Here is a 23,396-nt window from a genome sequence, read left to right on the forward strand (position 1 = left end):
TTATCCTCCTGACTTACATGTACATGCCGCCATTGACACTGATGGTCTGGCCGGTGATGTAAGAATTCTCACTTAAGAAGACAGCAGTGTTTGCCACTTCTTCGGCTTTTCCAAATCGTTTCAATGGGATTTGCGTCAACATTTGTTCCTGAATCTTTTCTGAAAGAACATCCGTCATTTCCGTTTCGATGAATCCTGGAGCAATGGCATTACAAGTAATGCCTCTTGTTGCAGCTTCACGGGCGACAGATTTCGTCAATCCGATGATTCCGGCTTTGCTGGCAGCATAGTTGGCCTGCCCTGTATTTCCGGTTTCACCGACGACGCTTGAGATATTGATGATGCTGCCGGCTCTTTGCTTCAGCATCAGCGGCAAAGCGTGGCGGATCATATTGAAGGTACCCTTCAGATTCACTTGATAAGTGGCATCGAAATCCTCTTCATCCATGCGCATGATCAATTTGTCGCGGGTGATCCCTGCATTGTTAACCAAAACATCAACGGAACCGAAAAGTTCTTTGGCTTGGCTGACGATTTCTTTGGCGGTCTGAAAATCGCTGACATCGCCTAAGAGTGTTTTGACAGTGACGCCGTAGGATTCCAGATGCGCAACTTTTTCTTCAGCAATCGGTTTGCGTGCGTTCAGAACGATATTGGCTCCACGTTTCGCATACGCTTCAGCGATGGCTTCCCCGATTCCTCTTGAACTACCAGTGACGATGACCGTCTTTCCTTTTAAATCCAAGACTATCCCTCATTTCTTGTCAGATCTCTTTATTTTTGTAACGCTTCAAGGGTCTTGTTGAAGGATTTTAGATCCTCCACATTGTATACAGTGACCTCTTTATTGATTTTTTTGATGAATTTGCTTAAAGTCGTGCCAGGGCCGACTTCTACGAAGGTGTCCACACCCAGTTCAACCAGCTTGCGGACGCTGTCTTCCCATAAAACCGGCGATTCGATCTGACGCACCAACAGACCCTTGATGGCGTCCCTTGTTACGATGGTCGCTTCGGTATTGCCTACAACCGGTATCTTCGGCTCATCGACAGTCACTTCAGCCAAAGCCACTTCCAACTTTTCCGCTGCAGGATGCAACAGAGCTGTATGAAAAGGACCACTGACATTCAACGGGATGATGCGCTTCACGCCTTTGGACTCAAGGATTTCGATGGCTTTATTGACGCCTTCGATTTCCCCGCCGATGACGATCTGCGTCGGCATATTGTAGTTGGCAGGCGCTACATAAGCTGTTTCGCTTGCTTCCCTGCAAGATTCTTCGATGACAGCGCGTTCCGCATTCATGACGGCGGCCATTTTGCCGCGTCCTGCAGGCACTGCCTCGCTCATGTATTTGCCGCGTTTTGCTACGAGCGAAATAGCCTCATTAAAAGAAAAAGCATTGGCTTTCACCAGTGCTGTATATTCTCCGAGGCTCAATCCTGCAACAAAATCTGGCTGAATTCCCTTTTCAGCTAGTAATTGATCAAGGGCGTAGCTAACCGTTAAGATTGCTGGTTGTGTATATTCAGTTAAATGAAGCTTGTCGTTCTCTTGGAAACATAATTCTGCAACATCGTAACCAAGCGTTGCTGAAGCTTCATCAAAAACAGTGCGCACAACGGCATACTCGTTATAAAGTTCTTGACCCATTCCGAAATATTGCGCACCTTGACCACTATAGACAAAAGCTGTTGCCATTATTTCACCTCTATAAATTTGTTACTCAGCCCACAATTTTGCTTGGGCCAAGATAACTTCTTTGCATTCCGTCATATACTCTTGTATGATATCGTGACACGTCTGTTCCTTCGAAATCAAACCGGCAATCTGTCCGGCCATCATCGAACCGTAGTCTTTATCACCATCGACAGTCGCTCTTCTCAGAGCGCCTTTGCCCATTTCTTCAAGTTTTGCGAAGTCCGGATTTTCCTTGCTCGTCTCTTCTTTCTCGACTTGCAGATATTCTCTGGTCAACTTGTTGCGCAACACACGAACAGGATGCCCGGTAATCTGACCGGTAATGACTGTGTCGATGTCTTTCGCTTTAAGGATGGCATTCTTGAAATTTTGATGGGCATTGGATTCTTTGGCAACTACAAAACGGGTCCCGACTTGAACAGCAGATGCGCCCAACATAAAAGCAGCCGCCATCCCGCGTCCGTCACCAATACCGCCGGCAGCGATGACAGGAATGGAAACGGCATCGACAACCTGAGGAACCAGGGCAATTGTCGTTGTTCTTCCGATGTGTCCACCGGATTCCATGCCTTCGACAACGACAGCGTGTGCGCCGTCTTTCTCCATTCTTCTCGCTAAAGCTACGGAAGCCACAACCGGAATGACTGTGATGCCTGCTTCTTTGAATTGGTTCATATAGCGGGCTGGACTTCCCGCGCCGGTTGTGACAACCTTAACGCCAGAAGCGATCACTGCTTCAACAATAGCATCAACATGCGGATTCAAAAGCATGATGTTTACGCCAAAAGGCTTATTCGTCAATGCTTTCATTTTCGAAATTTTTTCATTCGCTACATCCACACTATCATGTCCAGTCCCTATAAGACCAAGCCCACCAGCATTGGAAACGGCACTTGCCAAATCAGCATCCGCTACCCACGCCATTGCTCCTTGAATGATTGGATATTGGATGCCTAATAATTCACATAATTCTGACTTCATACAAGGCCTACTTTCCTTTTACTGCTTATTCTGCTAATTGAGCTTCAACGTATTTAACTAAATCTTCAACAGTGTTGATGCCTTCGTCTGATTCGATTTTGATGTCAAATTCGTCTTCGATGTCATTGATGATTTGGAATAAGTCCAGGCTGTCAGCATCCAAGTCTTCTCTGAAGTTAGTTGCTAATTGTACTTCTTCTACTTCTTTGTCCAATTGTTCCACGATAATAGCTTGAATTTTTTCGAATGTCATAATAAATTCCTCCATATATGTTTTTTTAGTTTAATGATACTACGATGGCTCCCCAAGTGAGGCCGCCACCAAATCCTGTCATCAGCACCTTATCTTTAGTGCCGAGTTGAATTTCCTTAGTTTGAACAAGCTGATCCAATAGTATCGGAATGCTTGCTGCTGAGGTGTTGCCTGTTTCCGCAATGTTTGTGGCAAACAATGAAAATGGCAGTTTCACTTTTTTGCTGATTGCCTCCAATAAGCGTACATTCGCTTGATGAGCCAAAATCTTCTTCAGATCGCCGTCGGAAAGATTTCCTTTCTCCATCACTTCGCGGATGATGCTTGGCACACTGCGGATTGCAAAATCGAAGATGGCTCTGCCATCCATCGTAAGGAAAGCTTGGTCCTCCTGGGAGGAGTCTCCGTACGGGTTTTCGACTTTCATAGTGTTCGCCACTAATGCCATATGGCGTCCACCATCAGAATGGAGCGCTTCTGCAACGAAGCAATCGTCTTCCGTTCGTTCCAACAACACGCCGCCAGCGCCATCCCCAAACAGGACAGCCGTGGAACGGTCTTCCCAGTTGACGACTTTTGACATTGTCTCAGCACCGATGATCATGCCATATTGATAGAGACCGCTCTGCATCATATGGAGCCCGGTAGACAATGCGTAGACAAAGCCGGTACAAGCTGCATTGATATCGAAACAGAAAGCATTTACTGCACCTATCTTTTCTTGCACTAAGCAAGCAGTCGATGGGCTGAGCGCATCCGGAGTCATTGTTGCTACAATGATGAAGTCCAGTTGGCCTGCAGTGATGTTGCCGTTTTGCAAAATTCTGAGGGCCGCTTTGCTTGACAGATCGGAAGTATTCTCATCCTTCGAAATGTGTCGGCTGCGGATGCCTGTCCTTTTGCTGATCCACTCATCACTTGTGTCCATGATTTTAGACAGATCATCGTTTGTGATGATCTGTTCAGGAAGATAGTGACCTGTTGCGCTAATTTTTGAACCCAATTCCATCAACCCTGTTCCTTGATATTTTGAACTAACCCAAATAAGAAACCGTGAAGATTGTTTAGGCCTTTCAGCAAAACTTTCACTTCCTGATCTTCCATATCGCGAATGGTATTCTTTACCATCTCTCTATGGAACTTATCATGAAGACGATACAGTAAGCGTCCTTTTTTGGTTAATCCTAGTTTTACGACTCTGCGGTCTTTCTCCATCCGAATGCGTTCGACATACCCCTTTTTTACCAGAGCGTTTATGGCCACCGTTAAAGTTCCCGCAGTTATGTTCAATTTTTTTGCTACTTCAGAAGTTGTATGGGTTTGATACATGCCGATTGCCTCGACTGTATGCATCTCCTTGATGGATAAATCAGAAAATGTACTGACACGCAATGCACGCTCTTCGATATCCAACACTTCATTGAAGACAGCTACGAGATATGAGTTAATTTTATCTATGGAATGATCCAAAGATATCTCTCCTCCTTTCGATGCCCACTCAAACCACAATTCGTTTGAAGGTCAAAATAGTTTGATGTTCAAACCTTTCGACTTTCAAACTATATAAAATTTTATACAACCTGTCAAGCATTTCGATAATAATTTTTCTGTTATATCTTTCGCTGCTGCAAGATTCATGGATTCCCCACTGTAATTAAAACGGTTACGTTACACTGCAGGATAAACCGCCCGCTTGATACGGCCCGCCGCAACAAAAAGAAGCGACGATGAGCGCCGCTTCTTTCCATATATGTATTAGTCAACTTTAACAAACTCTTCAATGTCTTTGAAATTCACAATCGTTTTATCCTCGCAGATATCCTTCATCGTGCCTGAGGATAAATCCCAATAAATTTCTACGACGGCGCTATTTGTCAATAATTTTCGGATTACCCCTACCATTTCCTGCTTGCGGAAGGTAAATTTTATTTCATCACCGATTTCAGGACGTATAGATTCCTTGATGGCTTCAACGACCTCCAAAGCCTGCTCATACGACACGCCAAGCAGATTCGCAATACGTGAGTTGCTCGTACCTTTACGTAATTCGCTCTCAATCATGGTTTTCGTTTCGTTAGTAATATTTCGTACCATTTCCATTATCGCCTCACTTTTAAGAACCAGGAACTGCAACAGACTTACAAGTAGTAGTATACCACACTTTTCATAATTTAGCCTATATTTCCAATTATTGACTTTAACATCGAAATATAACTTTCAAATTATTGAATCGGGTCCGCAATTTCATTTTAAAAATGTATTAATTATCTGCTTGCTATGATGTATAATGAGGATGTGAAGAGTTTAACATTCTGCTTAGGAGGGATTTATGATGTTGAATGACCTTATTACGATACTGAAATATGAATACACGGTTCATCCAGGTGAATATTTCAATGTGGATACTTACTGGGTGAAGAGCATGGCTGAAGTGAAGACTGTCATCATCGACCAAGATCATGTATTCACGAAAATGGTAAGTTTCTATCCGAAAAATTTCGTCATTTATTTGGAGCAGTTCCCTGATCAGAGTATCTACCGCACCAATTTCCCATTAAAGAAAATCGACAACAGCGACTCGCATGAAGTTGTTTTCGACGAAGCTGCAAAAAATGTCTTTGAATACCTGGATTGATTTCTCAAAACCTGAAAATCAGTCACACAAAAAAAGCCCGCCGCAAGGATCTGATCCTTGCGGCGGGCTTTTTTCTGTGTTAAATACGTCTCAAGAGAGATTCGAACTCCCGACCGTTCGCTTAGAAGGCGAATGCTCTATCCTGCTGAGCTATTGAGACAAAATTAATATTCGGCAAAATAATGTTGGATCCGTTCCAAACCGGTGTCACAAGAAATGATTATACAGCAAACCGTTTAAATTGTCACCATGATTTAGACTTTTTCTCGAAAAATGTTTCACCATCGCAATAAACGGACAATCTTGCCGCCTTTTCCATCTATCAACCGGTCCATTTAGGCTGTCATGAGAAAAAAAACGTCGCATCCGCTTCTTTACGGATGCAACCGATTCTTTGTCATGGACTTATGATCCTGAAAACAGATAGGACGTCTCAAGAGAGATTCGAACTCCCGACCGTTCGCTTAGAAGGCGAATGCTCTATCCGGCTGAGCTATTGAGACAAAAATTTGAGCCGTCTGAATGACTCACAACATTTAATAGTATAGACGGAAACCAGCTTAAAGTCAACACTTTTTCGCGGGAAGGTTTTGAGGTTTTACATGATTGGGAGTTCTTTATTTCCAAAAGTGTGATTTTCAGGCTGAATGTGCGTGCTATTCAGCCCGGAATCACAAATTATTCTGCGAAGAACGTATCCTTCACTGCTGCTGTTACTGCCAATTTGACGTGTTCGTAGGTCAGACCGCCTTGCACGTACAACAGATAAGGCGGTCGAATCGGGCCATCTGCCGTCAATTCCAAGCTTGCGCCCTGAATGAAGGTTCCGGCAGCCATGATGACATCATCCTCGTAACCGGGCATATAGGCCGGAATCGGTTTGACCGCTGCGTTCACGGGGGAATATTTCTGGATCGTCTGAGCAAAAGCAATCATAGCTTCCTTGCTCGGCAGTGCGACCATTTGGATCAGATCCGTGCGCGGGCTGTCCCAAGCAGGGGTGGAAGATACGCCGCATTCTTCCAAAAGTCCAGCAGTATAGACCGCCCCCTTGACCGCCTCACCGACAACATGGGGCGCCAAAAACAAACCTTGGTACATCTCCAAAAGACTGTATAAGGAGGCTCCAGCTTCGCGGCCGATCCCCGGAGTTGTCAGTCGATAGGCGCAACGTTCGATCAGGTCTTCCCTGCCAGCGAGATAACCGCCCATCTTCACGATGCCACCGCCGGGATTTTTGATGAGGGAGCCGGCAATCAAGTCGGCTCCGACTTCGATCGGTTCCAGCGTTTCGACAAATTCCCCGTAGCAATTGTCGACAAAAAAGACGGCTTCTGCTCCCACATGCGGCCGGATCGCTGCAATCATCTCTTTTATTTCATTGATCGTAAAGGAAGGCCTGGATGCATAGCCGCGGGAGCGTTGAATCGCGATCATTTTTGTTTTGGGGCTGACTTTCTCCAGAACCGTCGGAATATCCACTTTGCCGTCTGCACACAGATCGATATGCTGATACGCGATATTGTATTCCTTTAAAGAGCCGATTCCGTTCCCGGTCAGACCGACAATATCCAAAAGGGTATCGTATGGCGTTCCGGTCACATACATCAATTCATCCCCGGGCCGCAGCACTCCGAAGAGCGCAGTTGAGATAGCGTGTGTTCCGGAAATGATTTGCGGCCTGACCAAAGCAGCTTCAGCCTGAAAAACCTCTGCGTAGACTTTTTCCAGTGTATCGCGGCCATCGTCATCATAGCCATAGCCTGTGCTCGGGTTAAAGTGGTAATCGCTGACGCGGTGCTTCCGGAAAGCCTCCAGCACCTTGCCTTGATTAAATAAAGCCTTTTCCTGTATCCCTTTAAAAACGGGCTGTATTTTGTTGTCGACTTTTTCGACTAAGCCGGCCAGCCTTGCTTCTTTATTCGTCACTTGCATCCGTTGCCTTGTCCCCTAACCATTTTGAATTGCTTTTAGCGTACCCTCTTAAGCGGTAGGCGTTTGTTTCTTCTATATATTCGATGGATTCCACAAAGGTTTCTTGCTGCATTTTATTCATCGTGCGGGCTTCAGGGCCACTGGCATCAAGGTCTTTTGTATAAGGAACCAACATTTTGGCGATTTCATCCCAGATGAAGTCCTTCAAACGGTTGATGTCGTCATCATCAAGTGCTGAAATAACGATATTCGGAAAGAGGCGCGGCTGGAAATCCGGACCTGCAAGATCGCGTTTGTTGTAGATCGTCAACATAGGTGTCTTATCCATATCCAAATCCTTCAATAGATCCAATACGGTTTTTTCATGTTCATCGATGAAGGAAGTCGAAGCATCGACCACGTGCAAGAATACATCCATATTGCGGCTCTCTTCCAATGTCGAATGGAAAGCATGGATCAGCTGTGTCGGAAGATCCTGGATGAAACCTACAGTATCGGTTATCGTAGCCTGAAATTGATTCGGCAACGTCAGCTTTCTTGTCAAAGGATCCAGAGTCGCGAACAACTTATCTTCTTCCAAGGTTGCTGCATCGGTCAAACGATTGATGACCGTAGATTTCCCTGCATTCGTGTAACCGATCAAACCAATCTGGAAGACTTCGCTGGCATGGCGTTTTTCTCGTGCCCTTTGGCGGTGCAACTCTGTTTCTTCCAATGTCTTCTTGATTTCCTGCATTTGACTGTGAATGTGTCTGCGATCGGTCTCGAGTTTAGTCTCACCTGGCCCTCTTGTTCCGATTCCCCCACCCAGACGGGATAAATTGACACCTTGGCCCATCAAACGCGGTAACAGATAACTCAATTGCGCTAAGGCTACCTGAAGTTTACCTTCTTTACTGCGGGCGCGCATCGCAAAGATGTCCAGTATGAGTTGAACGCGATCGATGACTTTACAATCGACACTCTCTTGGATGTTGCGTACATGCTTAGAAGAGAGTTCTTGTTGAAAAATGACGGTATCCGCCTCCAGCTCTGCACACAAATTCACCAGCTCTTCCACTTTGCCTTTGCCGATGACCGTCCGGGAATCTTTGCGGTCCCTCTTTTGGGTCAATATGCCGACAACTTCCCCTAACGCGGTTTCGGTCAGTTCCGCCAGTTCTCTCAGTTGATATTCAAAGGCTTCATCTGTTTGATTCGTCTGAACGTTAACCAGAATAACTTTTTCTTTCGTATTTTCCATAAAATTTCCAACTTTCTTTTTTCGTTCTTTCTCATCCATCAGGCTAAGAACGACTCGACTAAATCTTCGATTTTCCGCATCTCTTGATTGGCCTGTACCAGGTCAATCCAATGGATGCCGCTCATTCTGTTCCGGAACCAGGTCAACTGCCTTTTGGCATAGCGCCTTGAATTTTGCTTCAATAGTTCTTTGGCTTCCTCAAGTGTGACCTCCCCATTGAAATAGGCGAACCATTCTTTGTATCCGATACCTCTGGTCGCTTGCGTCTTGGCAGGGAGCTGTTTGTCAAAAAGAGCTTTTGCTTCTTCTACCAGGCCACCCGCCACCATCAGTTCTACACGCCGGTTGATGCGATCGTAAAGAATGCTCCGCTCGGTGTCAAGCCCGATCAGCAGTGCGTCATAATGAGGAGCTGCTTCCCGATCGGTCTGATCCGAGAAGCGTTTCCCGCTGAAGTGGATCACTTCCAAAGCGCGGATGACCCTTCTGCTGTTGTTCGGGTGGATTTGTTCAGCCGCTTTGGGATCCTGCTCCTGCAATTGGTTCCATATATGCATGGCATCGGTCCGTTCCAATTCAGCTTCCAGCTGTTTCCGGTAGTGAGGATCTTCGGCAGCCACCCCGCCGAACTGCATATCAAACAAAAGTCCTTCTATATAAAGGCCCGAACCCCCGACCACAATCGGAAGCTTTCCTTTTGCCAGAATCGACTCGATGGCCAGTCTAGCGTCCCTTTTGAAGTCGGACGCAGTGTAATCCTGCTCAATCGGAACGATATCCAACAGATGATGCGGGATGCCTTCCGCTTCTTCCTCGGTCACCTTCGCAGTCCCGATGTCCAAGCCTTTGTATACTTGCATTGAATCCCCATTGATGATTTCGCCGTTATATTTTTTTGCCAGTCGGATGCTCAGTGCGGTTTTTCCGACTGCTGTCGGACCGACAATGATCATGATTTTAGCTAATTTTTCCTTTGTTGTTTCAGACACCCTGAATCACCTTTCTCATTTGCAGTGCGCGTTCCGGATAATCCGTGATCATCGAATCGATATTTTTGCGCAGACAGACTTGCATTTCGACCTTTCGATTCACCGTCCAAACGCGAAGCGGGATGTTGGATTGTTCGAAAGGGGGCAGACTGCGCAGAATTGAGAATTTCGGATGCCAACCCTCTACAGGGATGCCTGCACCCAGCTCCATTTGTTGCTTCCCTTTCTTACTGAAAAGCAGGGCAATTTTTGAGTCCTCGCGCAAAGCCTTGATTTTTTTCAAGGTTTCATAATGAAAGCTTGAATAGATGACCGAAAAACGGTCAAGATAAGGCTCTGCCAAAGCAAGCACCTTTTCTTCGATTGCGGGGTATTGGAACACATCCGTCTTCAATTCAACATTAAGAACGCCTGTAAAATGATTCTCCGCCAAAAGGGTCAACACCTCTTGGAGTGTCGGGATGCGGGCGTTGCTGTATTTCGGATCGAACCAGCTGCCGGCATCCAATTTTTTCAATTGTTCCAGGGTCATCTCTTTGACATAGCCTTTTCCGGATGTCGTGCGGTCCACTGTCTCGTCATGGATGACCACGACCTCACCATCTTTAGTCAGATGGACGTCCAATTCTATACCGTCGCTTGCAACTTTCAGCGCTTCCTGAAAAGCCACCAGCGTATTTTCCGGTCGGGTCCCGCGACTGCCCCTGTGCGCAATGATTTTAGTGTATGCCAATCTCCCCAACCCTTCCGGTCTGCTCATCTGCGCAGTTTTTCATTCATGCTTTGTTTTTTTCGGTATCGGCCAACTCCAGCAATTCTTTTGCGTGGGCCAGTGAAAGTTCCGTTATGTCGGTTCCCGCCAACATGCGTGCGACTTCGTTGATGCGATCAGGCCCGAACAGCGGTTTGACATGTGTCTTTGTCCGCTCGGCGATGATTTCTTTTTCTATATAGAGATGCTGATCCGCCATCGCTGCCACTTGCGGAAGATGCGTGATGCAGAGCACCTGCGAGTAACTGGCCACCAAGTGGATCTTATTGGCTATCGCTTGCGCTACCCTGCCTGAAACACCTGTATCAACCTCGTCAAAGATGATGCTTGTGATGCCTTGCGTTTTGGTGAAAATGGCTTTCATGGCCAACATCATCCGTGAGAGTTCGCCGCCGCTGGCCACCTTAGCCAATGCTTTCAGGGGTTCGCCGACGTTCGTCGCGATATAGAATTCCACGTGATCCAACCCGTTATCCGTAATCGCAATCTTCCCTGGTTGTACATGGAAAACAGTCTTGAAAAGGACCTTTTCCATGTACAGTTCCTTTAACTGCAGTTGGATCTGTTCTTCCAGAACGACTGCAGCTTTTCCGCGGATGGCGGTCAGTTGTTTGCCGATGGCCAGAATCTCTTCTTTTGCCTTGTTGTAGTCCACGTTGAGTTTCTCAAGGTAGCTTTCACGATTTTCGATCAGATCCAACTCGCGGGCAATTTTTTCGTAATGCCCCAGCACCTCACTGATTGTGTTTCCGTATTTCCGCTTCAACTGGCGGATCAATTCCAATCGGTTCTCGATTTCGTTCAAGCGCCCTTCATCGTAGGACAATTGCTCGATCTCCGACAGTATGTCACCGGCGCATTCCTGCAATTGGTAATACGCTGCCGAGACGGAGGATGCGATTGCCTGGTAGACCGGATTGATATCCTGCACTTTTTCCAGCGCCGCCATGCCGAGACCGATTTTGTCGATGCCGTTCTCTTCACTGTTCTGCATTGAATCGTACGCGCTCGTCAAAGCTTGCATGACTTTTTGATAATTGACGAGCAGGTTCCGTTCTTCCTCCAGTTTTTCATCCTCTGCAGGATCCTTCAACTGAGCTTGCTCGATTTCCTGGATTTGGAAAGTCAACAAGTCGATTCTTTGGACTGTTTCTTTCTCGTCTGTCTTCAATTGGATCAATTGCTTACGTGTATCCACATATTTGGCATAAGTATCGAGATATGTCATTTTGACTTCTCTCAGTTCATTCCCGGCGAACTGATCCAGCAAGTCGATATGTTTTTGCGGATCCATCAATTCTTGATGCTCGTTCTGCCCATGGATATCGATCAGCGTTTCGCCGACCTCACGCAGAGTCGCAACCGTTACGATTGTGCCGTTGACCCGGGAAATGTTTTTGCCGTTCCGGGAAAGTTCCCGCTGCAGCAGCACTTGGTTCCCGTCCGCTTCGATTCCATACGATTCCAGCACGGCCACTGTCTTGGCGTTTTCGGGAATACTGAAAAGCCCTTGGATGACCGTCTTGTTTTCGCCGTATCGGATCAAATCGTTGGATCCTCTCCCGCCTGCCAACAGACCGACGGCATCGATGATGATGGATTTCCCTGCTCCGGTTTCCCCAGTCAGCACGGTCATCCCCTCGTCGAAACTTACTTGAAGATTTTCAATTATTGCAAAATTTTTAATGGACAACTCCTGTAACATTCCGCATTCCCCTTCGCAACGGTTCCTTAAATCACCTATTTATCGGAAATTGAGATTGATTTGCTTTTCAGCTGCAGATAAGCCTCTTTGACAATCTGCGGGCTGTCGATTTCTGGAGAGACGATACCCGGTGCATGGGCATTGGCCTGTAAATGGACCAAAAATTCGATATTTCCGGTCCCTCCAGTGATAGGCGAAAAGCTCAGATTTTTCACATCGAATCCGGTCAGGGAAGCAAAATCCAGGATATCCCGCAACACTTCATTATGGACTGCCGGATCACTGACAATGCCTTTTTTGCCGATTTTCCCTCTTCCGGCTTCGAACTGCGGTTTGATCAGCGCAACGACGTCTCCGCCGACTGCGATGATTTCCTTAAGAACCGGCAAAATCAGCTTCAGCGAAATGAAGGACACATCAATGGAAGCCATCTCCGGCTGTCCTTTTTCAAAGTCCTCCAGTTTGCTGTAACGGAAATTCACCCGTTCCATCACCTCGACCCGTTCATCCTGGCGCAACTTCCAATCCAATTGATTGTAGCCGACATCCAGCGCGTAGCATAGCTTTGCCCCGTTTTGGAGCGCGACATCCGTAAAGCCGCCTGTTGAACTGCCGATATCCAAAAAGATTTTGTCCTTGGGGTCCACTCGGAATAAAGCGATTGCTTTTTCAAGCTTCAATCCGCCACGGCTCACGTATTTCAGTGTTTCTCCTTTTATATGGAGGGTTTTCTCGACGGAAATCTTTTCGCCCGGTTTATCGTAACGCTGGTTGTTTTCGTCATAAATTTGCCCGGCCATAATCAATCTTTTGGCTTTTTCACGGGATTCAGTCAAGCCCTGTTGTACTACAAGTAAATCCAATCTTTCTTTTTCCATGGTAATCTCCCGTTATATTCTGACGTAATCCAACAATTGGCGGAATACTTCTATTTTATCCTCTGCATCGTCATAGGACAGTGCCACTCGGTCCAGGCAGCCTTCCGCTTGGCGGATGACGCCGTTCAGTTCCTGGATGGCTCCAGTGACACCCAATATGGATGGGTATGTATTTTTGTTCAATGCGGCATCGTGATGGATGGTTTTGCCCGTCTCGGTCTCATCCAACACGACATCCTTCAGATCGTTGTGGATCTGGTAAGCCAAACCCAAGTGTCTGGAGAATCCTTCCATCTCGGTTGTGAATGCTTCATCCGCTTCCGCGATGAGGCATCCCGCTGTGACAGCGTACCTTATCAATGCTCCAGTCTTATTATCGTGCACTTGCTTCAACTCTTCTATTGTCAGCGTCTTCTGCTCGCCCTCAACATCATCCATCTGGCCGGCGATCATTCCGTCCGGACCCGAGGCTTTAGCCAACAAGCCGATCAGTTTGACTTTTTTGTCTGCCGAAATGGTGGCAGATTCCGCAAGGATCTCGAAGGCAGCCGTCAACAACGCGTCACCCGCAAGGATCGCGGTGGATTCTCCAAATACCTTATGGGAAGTCAGGCGTCCCCGTCTGTAATCATCATCATCCATAGCCGGCAGATCATCATGGATCAAGGAATACGTATGGATATATTCCAAAGCGGCTGCGGCTGCAAAGCCATCCGAAATCTCCACACTTGCCAACGAAAGGGTCGCCAACACTAAAAGAGGGCGAATTCTTTTTCCGCCCCCCATTAAAGAATACGTCATCGCTTTGTGCAGATTTTCTTGCGAAGGCACACGTGCATCCAATTCCGAGTAGAGGAAAGCATCGAATCGAGGCATCCATTCCGATTGAAATTCGCTAAGATTCATGCTTGTCATTCTCCTTCGGTTTGGGCAGCCGGCTCTTCAAAATTCGTTTCCGATCCATCCGGGTTGACGATTTTCGTCAACGTCTTTTCAGCATTGTTCAAAGTGTCTTGGCAATACTTGCTGAGATCCATCCCGACCTTGAATTGCTCCAATGCCGCTTCCAATGGGACATCCCCTGCTTCCAGTCTTGTTACAATAGCTTCTAATTGGTTCATCGCTTCTTCAAAACTTACTTTCTTGTCCGCCTTCATCATTTTTCCTCCACCACATGTTTTACTTCTGCTTCGGCATAACCGTCCGAAAAATTTACTTTCAATTTATCGCCGCTGCGCAACTCTTTTACTGATGCGACTACTTCCCCGTCCCTTGTCGTATAGGTGTAGCCGCGCGACATGATCTTCAATGGACTCAACAAGTCCAACGATTGCATAGCCGATGTCATGCGCAGTTCCTTTTGTTTCAAGTAGCGATCCATGGCCCTTTTCAGTTCATCGGTGACCTGTTGTCTGCGATTGCCGGCCAGCTGCACGTCCCTTGCAGGATTGCGGTTTTCAAGGCGCAATTGCAGCCGTTGCAGCTCATTGGAGCGCAATTGGATCTGCTGCTGCATTTGATTGGCCAGGCGTTGTTGCACCTGATCCGCTTTGATGGCATAACCTTCATACATCCTCTCCGGTTGTCTGAAGATATAGGATTGCATGGCGCGATTCAATCGCTGTTGTTGCATCGTATGCAGATGCCGCATCTTTTGATAGAGCCTGTTGTCGATCTGATGGATATAACGGATGACATCGCTCAACACCGGCACAGACAATTCCGCCGCTGCTGTTGGAGTAGCGGCACGGACATCCGCAACAAAGTCGGCCAACGTCGTATCCGTTTCATGCCCTACGGAAGAGATGACCGGGGCACTCATGGCCGCTATTTGGCGGACGACTGTTTCCTCGTTGAAGGACCAAAGATCCTCTATGGAGCCGCCACCCCTTGCGACGATGACCACATCAAAATCACCTTTTTGTTCAATTGCTTGAAGATTCTTGATGATGTTGGCAGCGGAATCCTTTCCTTGCACAATGGTCGGATAGAGCACGAGCTGGACGATCGGATATCTTCTTTTCACAGTCGTCATGATGTCCCGGATGACCGCACCACTTGGGCTGGTGACTATGGCGATGCGTTTTGGAAATACCGGAAGCTTTTTCTTAGGCAGGGAAAACAACCCTTCGCGCGTTAATTTTTCCTTCAGTTCCGAGAACGCTTGGTACAAAGCACCGACCCCATCCGGTTCCATATGCTCGACCATGATATTGTAGGTTCCGCCCGATTCGTAGACATTCACCCGTCCGATGAGCATGACCTTCATCCCTTCCTTGGGCTTGAAGGCCAACTTGTCGAATCTGCCTTTATACATCACTGCTGAGATGACAGCATTGTCATCCTTCAGGCTGAAGTATTGATGGCCCGGACGCGGACGATAATTGGATATTTCACCAGTAAGGTAAACACGCTCGAGATAAGGATCGGCATCAAATTTTCTTTTGATGTATTTGGTTAAAGCGGTGACGCTGAGATAGACAGGTTCCAACTTTGTGCCTCCTTGATTATTTTGCTTTATCGATTGTTTGTTGCAACAGCATCGTGATGGTCATCGGACCGACACCGCCAGGAACTGGTGTGATATGGCTTGCGATGCCCATTGCACCGGCTGTGTCCACATCGCCGATCAATTTGCCTTCTGCACTGCGGTTCATCCCGACATCGATGACGACTGCGCCCTCTTTGATGAAATCGGCAGTGACGAAATGGCCTCTGCCGATCGCTGCAACCAGGATATCGGCTTCTTTAGCCAATTCTTTCAGGTTTTTAGTGCGGGAGTGGGCGATCGTGACTGTCGCGTTTTCGTTCATAAGCATGATGGACATCGGTTTGCCGACGATATTGCTGCGGCCGATCACTAATGCTTTTTTGCCTTCAAGTTCGATGTTGTATTCTTCCAAAATCTTCATGATGCCGTACGGTGTGCAAGGCAGAGCAGATTCATTGCCGAGGAAGAAGTTCCCGACGTTCATCGGATGGAAACCATCCACATCCTTCTCATATCGGATGGCGCGCAACACTTTTTGTTCATCTATGTGTTTCGGCAAGGGGAGCTGTACCAAAATGCCGTGCATGCTGTCATCTTGGTTCTGCTTTTCAACTTCTGCCAGGAGATCTGTTTCGGAAATGTCTGCCGCAAGACGAACGACACGCGAATTCATACCCATTGCTTCGGATTGCTTCTCTTTATTGCGGACATAGACTTGGCTTGCTTTATCCTCGCCGACCAAAATGACGCAAAGACCCGGGGTTTTCCCTTCTGCTGTCAATGCCGCTACCTGTTCTTTCATCTGATCCTGCATTTTTTTTGCTAAGCCTTTTCCATCCATGATAATCGTTTCCATTAATCAATCTCCTTTTCCTTGGTGTTACCGTTTATTTTAACATATTATCTTGGATTACGGTTAGAAAAGCGGGCTTGGCATGCCCGAATTCATCGACAAAAAAAGAAAAACCCTTATGCCGAAGCATTAAGGATTTTCCGTTTTAGGAATGAGGTTGGACAATACGCCATTGATGAATTTGCTCGACTGTTCATCGCAATAAAGTTTTGAAATTTCGATTGCTTCATTCAACGCTACCCTTTGAGGTACCTGTTCCGTATCTCCCAACAGCATTTCATAAGCAGCAATCTGCATAATCAAAGCATCTGCTTTGGCCAATCTGTCCACAGTCCAGTTCTTCAGGTAAGGTTGAATCGCTTCATCGATCGCCGCTTGATTATCCAAAACGCCATGCACTAATGTGACCAAATAAGGATAATCCTGAATTTCGACATCCTCTTCGCTGTTCCATTCCTCTGAATCGCTCAAAACCGCTTGCTTGATGGCTTCTTCAGGGGTCAATTCTTCGTTCGTTTTCAATTGGAAAAGGGCTTGGAGCGCCTTTTCCCTGATTTCTCTTCTGGTTAAACGGGAAGTGCTCACGCATTCTCCCCCAATTCTGCATCCAAATCAAGATAGGCATTGTCTTCGGACTTCGGTGCGACAAGACCAACCACATGGACGTTCACTTGCGACACTTCGAGATTGCTCATGTAAAGGACTTGTTCCTTCACTTTTTCTTGCATATCCAAAGCGACTTTCGGTACGGAAGTCCCGTACTTAATGTAACAGTACACATCAACCGCCAAACCATTTTCATCGACTGTCAAGTGTACACCTTTGTTATGGGCAGTGCGTCCCAACAACTCATTGACGCCGGTCTTGAAAGACCCTTGCATCGCATAAACACCTTCTACTTCATTCGCTGCAATACCCGCGATCACTTCAATCACTTCAGGAGCAATTTCAATCTCTCCCAGTGGAGCCGGACCGTTTGCTAAAGGAATGTTTGTTTCTTCCATCATCTGTCATTCTCCTTTCTTGGGAAACATTATGCGCGGGATACGTAAGAACCGTCCGTTGTGTTGACGATAAGCATATCATCAGCATTCACGAAGAATGGTACGTTGACCATCAATCCTGTCTCCATTTTAGCCGGTTTTGAACCGCCTGAAGCTGTATCGCCCTTGATGCCTGGTTCAGTTTCTTCCACTCGCAGGATTACTGTATTCGGAAGATCGACACCGATTGTTTCTGTTTCGTACATCAGGATGTTGACTTCCATGTTTTCTTTCAGATAGTTCAATTCATATTCGATTTGGCCTGCATTCAATTCGATCTGTTCATAGTTTTCAGTGTCCATGAAGACATAAGCACCGGCACTCTCGTACAGAAATTGCATTTTGCGGTTCGCGATATGCGCTTTTCCGACTTTTTCACCCGCACGGAAAGTTTTTTCCTGTACAGCTCCTGTGCGAAGATTCTTCAATTTTGAACGGACGAAAGCCGCACCTTTACCTGGCTTTACGTGTTGGAAATCAACAACTTTCCATAATCCTCCATCAATTTCGATCGTCAGGCCTGTCTTAAAATCATTTACTGAAATCATTAATAATTCCTCCTGTGGCAACTCATTTGAAATAAGTTTACCATTAATTTAGTTCGGATTCTATTTTTTTATAAAATAATCAATTCTTTTGGAGAATGCGTCAAAATCTCGTTGCCATTATCCCTGATCACAAGATCATCTTCAATCCGGACGCCCCCAAGACCAGCGAGATAGATGCCCGGTTCATTTGTGATGACATTTCCTGGAACAAGCACTTTTCCGGATTTTTGCGATGTATTCGGTCCCTCATGTATCTCCAAACCGATTCCATGGCCATTGGAGTGGCCGAACGCATCTCCGTACCCTTGTTCCGTAATGTAATCGCGTGCCACACTGTCGACTTCGATACCGGTCATGCCAGCTTTTGCCGTTGCATTCACACGCAATTGGGCAGCCAGCACTATCTCGTAAATCTTCTTCAATTCTGCATGCGGTTGCCCCACTGAAACTGTGCGGGTCATATCCGAAACATAGCCATTGTAATAACAACCGAAATCCAGCGTCACGAAGTCGCCTTTTTCGATCAACTTCGGACTGGCCACACCATGCGGCATAGCAGAACGGATGCCGCTGGCGACAATCGTTTCAAACGAAACGCCGCTCGCTCCCAATTCGCGCATGTGGAAATCCAAACGGTTAGCAATCTCTATTTCCGAAACCCCTGGACGGATATGATCAAGGATGAACCTGAAGCCGGCATCCGCAATTTCACAAGCCCGTCTGATAGTCTGGATTTCTGCTTCGTCTTTGACTTCACGCACTTCTTCGATGATGCCTGAAGCAGGAAGCAGATCGCACATCACCAGGTCCTCCAAATCCTCGACACTGCGGAAAGACAGGAGGGCGTCTTCGAAGCCTAGAGACGAAAGGCCCTTCTCCTCCACAATCTTTCTCACTTCATCGAATATCGGCCCTTTATTCTGAATAATCTGAAACCCCTGCGCCTGTGAAGCAGCTTGCTGGGTATAACGGAAGTCGGTCACAAAAAAAGCTTCCTTTTGAGTGATGACCGCCAAACCGGTCGTACCCGTAAAATTGGAAACATAACGTAAGTTATATTGACTTGTCACCAGCATTGCATCCATCTTCTTCGCTTTGATGGCAGCCTGCAATTTTGAGACTCTACTCATTTCACATACTTCCTTCCAAAAAAATAGCCTGTTTGTTTACAAACATACCTACCCAGTATATCAAAAAAGAGCCCGCATAGATAGAGGGAATATCAGCCTCGCGGACTACAACATGCATCCACAGCACTTTCAAAAGCAGCGAGCAAGCGAAAAATGCACAAACAAACCCGCAAATTGTCGGCTTGTTTGTGCGTCTCGCTATATTACAGGACTCCTGCGTCGCTTAAAGGCACGTCATTTCCTGTTTGTCACTCCGGAAACATTATTTCCAATACCAGCGTTTCGCTGTAGGCATTTTGCAAGATCACGGTCGCAGTTACTTTCCCGGTAGCATCCGCCACACAGTGCACGATTCCTTCTTCGAAAGACAGGACAGCTGGCACAATCCGATTTTCCGGAGTCGATGCTTTGTTATGATCCTTCAGCCAATAGTCGGTGTAGGCCAGCAAAGTTTGCGCTTTATAGTGGTTTTCCGTCAATCTGTACAGATAGAGCTGATTCTCATATATCCGGATGAGTCCGAAAAGCATCATTTGCGAAAGGAACAGGTAGAAAATGGCGATCGGCAAAATGGAGCCGCTCTTCCTCCGAAATTGATGATTATTAAATGGGGGCTTTCGGCAAGATGAGATGCGCTCTGCGCGTTTGGTTGTCAGAAAGCGTAGCCTGGATAGAAATCCCTTCATTGGTCACCTCATATTTCAACGTTTTGACGTGCAGCAACATCGGATGATAGCCGGCCCCGTTTTTGTACCGGAGGACTTTATTGATCCGGAACTCATAGGTGTAGGCAGCCGTGTCGGCCGGATTTAGCGATTTGGTGCGGATGGTCGTGCTCGTCTTCTGCACCAACAACTCGTCCTCCCACTCATGCTCGAGCTGAATCAGGAAGAGATGCCATTCCGCATCCTGCGTCTGCTCCATCTGGCTATTCGCCGTGCGGATCACCTCCATACCTCCCATCAGCAACAGGAGCACCAGCGTATTGACTGTCAACGCAAAAGCCGCCTCCAACAAGGTGAAGCCGGCTTGCGATTGTTTAGGGACTTTCCGCTTGGATTTCGTCGGCATGCACCGTCACCCTTTCTGTCCCATCACCACCGCTCACTTCCAGCAGTGCGGTTTCCGGGTCCCAAGTAGTGGTGAATAGTATCCCTCCGGAAGCCTGACTTCCAATTGGGCTGCCACCCTTGGCGATGACCTGCATCTGATCCTGCGCGACCCGCCAGTAGGCAACTTCCGCCCCCGCCGCTTTTAAGGTCGTGAAAAATTGAATGGAATGCGGAAGCAGCACATAGAGCGAGAGGCTGACCATGGCCAAAGCGATCAGACTTTCGAAAAGCATATAACCGCTGCTATCGTTTAGCTTTGTTGACTTCATAACGACCGCTCCCCAATTGGATTGTGATTGTATAACGATACCGGGCCGTTTCCATGATGATGGTGTTCGGCTGCAGATAACCGCTGCCCCCTTTGATGAATCCGGTGTAGCCTTGAATCACCTTAGCCCCTTCAGGCAACAGCAGCTTGCGGTTAATGTAGCGGTCCGAACCGGCACCATCTTTGAAAACAGCGTAATGTGTTGCCCCGATCGGCCGCACGACATCCATGTTGACGCCGTTCCCGGTGATGACCGCATAACTCTGCGCCGTGTGCAGTTCCGTCAGGAAATCGTCCAAAAACAGATTGAACGCGAATTCATCCGCCGCGGTATCCAGTTGCGGGGCCAACAGCAAAATCATGGATGCAATCATCAGGACCAACAGGCTCTCCAATAAAGTAAATCCGCTTTTATACATTATTCATTCCTTCATTACTTTTATTCGATTTTGGACACATTACCGTCTGATATTGTCAGTTTGGCAGTCGCTTCGGTCGCTTGTTTTGCGCTAAGGTAGCCTTCCGTGTTCAAAACAGTGAAGCTTGCCGCTTCCGTGCCCGTATCGAGTTCGTACATGTCTGCCTGGGTCTGCACGACGACCGCCAATGCATCCGTCCCTTTGGTCTCCACGCTTTTCTTCGTATTCGCCACATTCGGGATGATCATCAGCATCAGTACGGATATGATGAACAGAACAAGCACCATTTCCATCAAAGTGAAACCATTTTTATTTTTAAGTGTTTTTTTGATCGTTTTCATTAATACATTCCTCCTAATGAACTAAGCATCGGCATCAACAATATAAGGTAGATCGCCATAACGATGACAGCGACCATGAGAAACAAGATAGGCTGCAGCCAGCCAATTTTCTGTTCGATGTCCGCAATCAGCATCCGGAAACATTCTTCGCTGTACATACTCAACTTGATAGGCAATTGGCTGGTGAGCTCGCCGTGATAGATGATCCAGCCCATCTCCTCTTTGAAGATGGGATAACGTTTGATGATCGTCGTCAGGCTGTCGCCCTGCATCAGCCCTTCCTCCACCAATCCGGATATTTCCTTCATCCAGGCAGTCCCTTCATCGCCGCGCATGAGCGAAACGATTTGGTTCAACTGCATGCCGTTTCGGAAGAAATAGGCGTATTCCCGGCAGAAAAAAAAGGAATAGTAGAGTTGGACCCATTTACTGAAGAGAGGAATCCGGCAAAACAACAACGATTTTTGGAAAGCTGATTTCTTTTTCAAATAACTTTTTGCCAACAGGAACAAACCGGCACCTAAGGCTAAACTTCCCAAGATGATGAGCGGCAGGTTCTCCAGATATAGCAGGATGATGCGGACCATCACGCCGGAACCTTCTTCCGAGGGCACCAGCATCGTTTCCAAACTAGGCAGCAGGACCTGCCTGATCGCAATCAGCATCACATTTGCGAACACCAGCAAAAACAACGGGTAGATCAAGACTTTTCTGAGCTTATGCAGCTGTTTGTCCTTTTCCGTCAGGAAGTCTGAACAAAAGAGCAAAGTTTCCGTCAATTTCCCGTGAAGGAAGGAAAGCCTCAGCTGCGATACGACTTGCTCCGAGAAGCCGCATCCAGCCAAGGCATCAGCAAGATTGATGCCTGTTTCCAGTTTGCTCAGCATGCGCTGGATATCGACCAAGCGCTTCGGCTGCATCATCTTCAGAAAGGCGAGCCCTTCGGACAACGAAAAACCTTCCTTAAGCAATTCACCCAAGCGCCTCAGAAAATATGCCTGCTCTTTTGCCTGCCAACGTTTTTCAGACGAGATTCTCCAGGTAATTTTTTTCCGTAATGTATCCACATGCATAGGCTTTGCGCAATTTATCATTCAGAGTGACAAACCGCTTTCTGTCCTCCTTGTTCTGCAGATGATCCTGCAGTTCCTTGCCTGCCAATATTTCGTAGATGGCAGCCGACTTTTCGTTTACCTGATAGTGGGAACAGTGAATCGTGCATTTACCGGAGCACAGCGGACAATATTTTGCGATCAGACGTTGGGAGACGACAGCCAGCAGCGTCTGCTTCATTTGTTCGGAAGAAATAGCCAGTTCCCGCAGCCTTTCCAATACCCCGAACGACTCTTTGGCATGGATTGTTGCGATCACCAAGTGTCCGGTCAATGCGCTTCTCACTACCATTTTGGCCGTTTCCTCATCCCGGATTTCGCCGATGACGAGGATGTCCGGATGATGGCGCAAGCACTGACGGATGAGCAGATCGTACGTGATGCCCGCAGCTTCGTTCACTTCGGCCTGCAGAAACAGCGGCTCCTCAATTTCGACTGGGTCCTCCATCGTAATGATCTGCAGCGGTTCATCGGCGTATTTTCTGCGCAGCAAATGATAGATGGTGGTTGTTTTCCCGGAACCGGTAGGTCCAGAAAACAGCACCAGCCCGCTCTTATGGTCCAACAGTTCGAGCAACTCCGCCTCCTGGGCCGGGAAAAATGCGTGCAAACCCGGATCAGAACCCGGATTTACGTACAGCATGCGGATGACAAGCGACTCTTGGTAGCGGAAATTTGCGATGGTGGACAGCCTCAGTTCTATTTTTTTGCCGTTCAGCCGGTACCTGACAGCACCGGATTGGGGTTTCCGCCTTTCGCCCACATTCATGTTCGAAAGGAATTTAAAATAAGAAATCAGTCGTTCACCCTTTTCGATTGTATACACCGATACTTTCGACAAGCCGGTACTCACGCGGAAAAAGAGTTCGTAGTGGTCTTCATAAGGGAGCAGATGGATGTCGGAAACACCCAACCGCATCGCATCGGCCAATAGGCTCTCTGCTTTTTCTTCCATATCATCACCTCATTTCTATTTTGCCGTCACTT

At 47.2% G+C, this 23,396-nt stretch carries 29 protein-coding genes and 2 tRNA genes; 1 reads left to right on the plus strand and 30 read right to left on the minus strand.

Features of this window, described 5'->3' with window-relative positions; translation table 11 throughout:
- Positions 1-13: 13 nt before the first annotated feature.
- The 7 genes from fabG to C8U37_RS07620 form a co-directional block, all read right to left on the minus strand.
- Positions 14-745 carry a 3-oxoacyl-[acyl-carrier-protein] reductase gene (gene fabG, locus C8U37_RS07590; protein ID WP_108032655.1) on the minus strand — a complete coding sequence of 244 codons (732 nt, stop codon included), beginning with the start codon at positions 743-745 and terminating at the stop codon, positions 14-16.
- A gap of 29 nt (positions 746-774) precedes the next feature.
- Complete coding sequence (fabD, locus tag C8U37_RS07595) at positions 775-1,701, minus strand: ACP S-malonyltransferase (RefSeq protein ID WP_108032656.1); 927 nt, start codon at positions 1,699-1,701, stop codon at positions 775-777.
- Between the two features lie 21 nt (positions 1,702-1,722).
- On the minus strand, positions 1,723-2,682 hold the full coding sequence (gene fabK, locus C8U37_RS07600; protein ID WP_108032657.1) for an enoyl-[acyl-carrier-protein] reductase FabK: 960 nt from the start codon (positions 2,680-2,682) through the stop codon (positions 1,723-1,725).
- 25 nt (positions 2,683-2,707) lie between these two features.
- Entirely contained in the window at positions 2,708-2,935 is a 228-nt protein-coding gene (locus tag C8U37_RS07605; protein WP_108032658.1) for an acyl carrier protein, read from the minus strand.
- 25 nt (positions 2,936-2,960) lie between these two features.
- On the minus strand, positions 2,961-3,944 hold the full coding sequence (locus C8U37_RS07610; protein ID WP_108032659.1) for a beta-ketoacyl-ACP synthase III: 984 nt from the start codon (positions 3,942-3,944) through the stop codon (positions 2,961-2,963).
- The gene (gene fabT / locus C8U37_RS07615; protein WP_108032660.1) at positions 3,944-4,405 is read right to left on the minus strand and encodes a fatty acid biosynthesis transcriptional regulator FabT; all 462 of its coding nucleotides are present in this window, start codon (positions 4,403-4,405) and stop codon (positions 3,944-3,946) included. The genes C8U37_RS07610 and fabT overlap by 1 nt, the downstream gene beginning before the upstream one ends.
- Before the next feature lie 285 nt (positions 4,406-4,690).
- Positions 4,691-5,029, minus strand: a complete 339-nt coding sequence (locus C8U37_RS07620; protein ID WP_106449575.1) for a DUF2187 domain-containing protein — start codon at positions 5,027-5,029, stop codon at positions 4,691-4,693.
- A gap of 235 nt (positions 5,030-5,264) precedes the next feature.
- On the opposite strand from C8U37_RS07620, the gene C8U37_RS07625 reads away from it, so the two are divergent.
- Positions 5,265-5,570, plus strand: coding sequence for a hypothetical protein (locus tag C8U37_RS07625; RefSeq protein ID WP_170100219.1), 306 nt, complete (start codon positions 5,265-5,267; stop codon positions 5,568-5,570).
- 86 nt (positions 5,571-5,656) lie between these two features.
- On the opposite strand, the gene C8U37_RS07630 is transcribed toward C8U37_RS07625, so the two are convergent.
- From C8U37_RS07630 to comGA, 23 genes are all read right to left on the minus strand, one after another.
- Positions 5,657-5,730 (minus strand) — tRNA-Arg (locus C8U37_RS07630).
- A gap of 269 nt (positions 5,731-5,999) precedes the next feature.
- Positions 6,000-6,073, minus strand: a tRNA-Arg gene (locus tag C8U37_RS07635).
- A 175-nt stretch (positions 6,074-6,248) separates the two neighbouring features.
- The gene (locus tag C8U37_RS07640) at positions 6,249-7,505 is read right to left on the minus strand and encodes a methionine gamma-lyase family protein (RefSeq protein WP_108032662.1); all 1,257 of its coding nucleotides are present in this window, start codon (positions 7,503-7,505) and stop codon (positions 6,249-6,251) included.
- Positions 7,489-8,748: a GTPase HflX gene (gene hflX / locus C8U37_RS07645; RefSeq protein ID WP_108032718.1), complete on the minus strand. Its 1,260-nt coding sequence runs from the start codon at positions 8,746-8,748 to the stop codon at positions 7,489-7,491. The genes C8U37_RS07640 and hflX overlap by 17 nt, the downstream gene beginning before the upstream one ends.
- Before the next feature lie 38 nt (positions 8,749-8,786).
- Positions 8,787-9,701, minus strand: a complete 915-nt coding sequence (miaA, locus tag C8U37_RS07650; protein ID WP_108032719.1) for a tRNA (adenosine(37)-N6)-dimethylallyltransferase MiaA — start codon at positions 9,699-9,701, stop codon at positions 8,787-8,789.
- Positions 9,702-9,729: 28 nt separating this feature from the next.
- The gene (locus tag C8U37_RS07655; protein WP_108032663.1) at positions 9,730-10,497 is read right to left on the minus strand and encodes a glycerophosphodiester phosphodiesterase; all 768 of its coding nucleotides are present in this window, start codon (positions 10,495-10,497) and stop codon (positions 9,730-9,732) included.
- A gap of 16 nt (positions 10,498-10,513) precedes the next feature.
- The gene (recN, locus tag C8U37_RS07660) at positions 10,514-12,214 is read right to left on the minus strand and encodes a DNA repair protein RecN (RefSeq protein ID WP_108032664.1); all 1,701 of its coding nucleotides are present in this window, start codon (positions 12,212-12,214) and stop codon (positions 10,514-10,516) included.
- 35 nt (positions 12,215-12,249) lie between these two features.
- Positions 12,250-13,092, minus strand: a complete 843-nt coding sequence (locus C8U37_RS07665) for a TlyA family RNA methyltransferase (protein ID WP_108032665.1) — start codon at positions 13,090-13,092, stop codon at positions 12,250-12,252.
- 12 nt (positions 13,093-13,104) lie between these two features.
- Complete coding sequence (locus C8U37_RS07670; RefSeq protein ID WP_108032666.1) at positions 13,105-13,998, minus strand: polyprenyl synthetase family protein; 894 nt, start codon at positions 13,996-13,998, stop codon at positions 13,105-13,107.
- A gap of 5 nt (positions 13,999-14,003) precedes the next feature.
- Positions 14,004-14,252 carry an exodeoxyribonuclease VII small subunit gene (locus C8U37_RS07675; protein WP_425445659.1) on the minus strand — a complete coding sequence of 83 codons (249 nt, stop codon included), beginning with the start codon at positions 14,250-14,252 and terminating at the stop codon, positions 14,004-14,006.
- Positions 14,249-15,583 carry an exodeoxyribonuclease VII large subunit gene (gene xseA / locus C8U37_RS07680; protein ID WP_108032668.1) on the minus strand — a complete coding sequence of 445 codons (1,335 nt, stop codon included), beginning with the start codon at positions 15,581-15,583 and terminating at the stop codon, positions 14,249-14,251. Before xseA ends, C8U37_RS07675 begins: the two co-directional genes overlap by 4 nt.
- A gap of 16 nt (positions 15,584-15,599) precedes the next feature.
- Positions 15,600-16,439 (minus strand): bifunctional methylenetetrahydrofolate dehydrogenase/methenyltetrahydrofolate cyclohydrolase FolD, encoded by an 840-nt coding sequence (gene folD, locus C8U37_RS07685; protein WP_106449409.1) that lies wholly within the window; start codon positions 16,437-16,439, stop codon positions 15,600-15,602.
- A gap of 126 nt (positions 16,440-16,565) precedes the next feature.
- On the minus strand, positions 16,566-17,021 hold the full coding sequence (nusB, locus tag C8U37_RS07690) for a transcription antitermination factor NusB (protein WP_108032669.1): 456 nt from the start codon (positions 17,019-17,021) through the stop codon (positions 16,566-16,568).
- Complete coding sequence (locus C8U37_RS07695) at positions 17,018-17,443, minus strand: Asp23/Gls24 family envelope stress response protein (protein WP_106449407.1); 426 nt, start codon at positions 17,441-17,443, stop codon at positions 17,018-17,020. The genes nusB and C8U37_RS07695 overlap by 4 nt, the downstream gene beginning before the upstream one ends.
- A 26-nt stretch (positions 17,444-17,469) precedes the next feature.
- A complete protein-coding gene (efp, locus tag C8U37_RS07700; protein ID WP_086627787.1) occupies positions 17,470-18,027 on the minus strand; it encodes an elongation factor P in 558 nt (185 codons plus the stop codon).
- A 68-nt stretch (positions 18,028-18,095) separates the two neighbouring features.
- Positions 18,096-19,157, minus strand: coding sequence for a M24 family metallopeptidase (locus C8U37_RS07705; RefSeq protein ID WP_108032670.1), 1,062 nt, complete (start codon positions 19,155-19,157; stop codon positions 18,096-18,098).
- A 248-nt stretch (positions 19,158-19,405) separates the two neighbouring features.
- Positions 19,406-19,726, minus strand: coding sequence for a hypothetical protein (locus tag C8U37_RS07710; RefSeq protein ID WP_108032671.1), 321 nt, complete (start codon positions 19,724-19,726; stop codon positions 19,406-19,408).
- A gap of 34 nt (positions 19,727-19,760) precedes the next feature.
- Positions 19,761-20,228, minus strand: a complete 468-nt coding sequence (gene comGF, locus C8U37_RS07715) for a competence type IV pilus minor pilin ComGF (RefSeq protein WP_108032672.1) — start codon at positions 20,226-20,228, stop codon at positions 19,761-19,763.
- Positions 20,197-20,538, minus strand: coding sequence for a hypothetical protein (locus tag C8U37_RS07720; protein WP_108032673.1), 342 nt, complete (start codon positions 20,536-20,538; stop codon positions 20,197-20,199). The genes comGF and C8U37_RS07720 overlap by 32 nt, the downstream gene beginning before the upstream one ends.
- Positions 20,513-20,956: a prepilin-type N-terminal cleavage/methylation domain-containing protein gene (locus C8U37_RS07725; RefSeq protein ID WP_108032674.1), complete on the minus strand. Its 444-nt coding sequence runs from the start codon at positions 20,954-20,956 to the stop codon at positions 20,513-20,515. The genes C8U37_RS07720 and C8U37_RS07725 overlap by 26 nt, the downstream gene beginning before the upstream one ends.
- Positions 20,957-20,976: 20 nt before the next feature.
- Positions 20,977-21,297 (minus strand): competence type IV pilus major pilin ComGC, encoded by a 321-nt coding sequence (gene comGC / locus C8U37_RS07730; protein ID WP_108032675.1) that lies wholly within the window; start codon positions 21,295-21,297, stop codon positions 20,977-20,979.
- A complete protein-coding gene (gene comGB, locus C8U37_RS07735) occupies positions 21,297-22,391 on the minus strand; it encodes a competence type IV pilus assembly protein ComGB (protein ID WP_108032676.1) in 1,095 nt (364 codons plus the stop codon). The genes comGC and comGB overlap by 1 nt, the downstream gene beginning before the upstream one ends.
- Positions 22,321-23,364 carry a competence type IV pilus ATPase ComGA gene (comGA, locus tag C8U37_RS07740; protein WP_108032677.1) on the minus strand — a complete coding sequence of 348 codons (1,044 nt, stop codon included), beginning with the start codon at positions 23,362-23,364 and terminating at the stop codon, positions 22,321-22,323. The genes comGB and comGA overlap by 71 nt, the downstream gene beginning before the upstream one ends.
- Positions 23,365-23,396: the final 32 nt, after the last annotated feature.

The sequence above is a fragment of the Trichococcus patagoniensis genome, assembly GCF_003051085.1.
GTDB lineage: Bacteria > Bacillota > Bacilli > Lactobacillales > Aerococcaceae > Trichococcus > Trichococcus patagoniensis.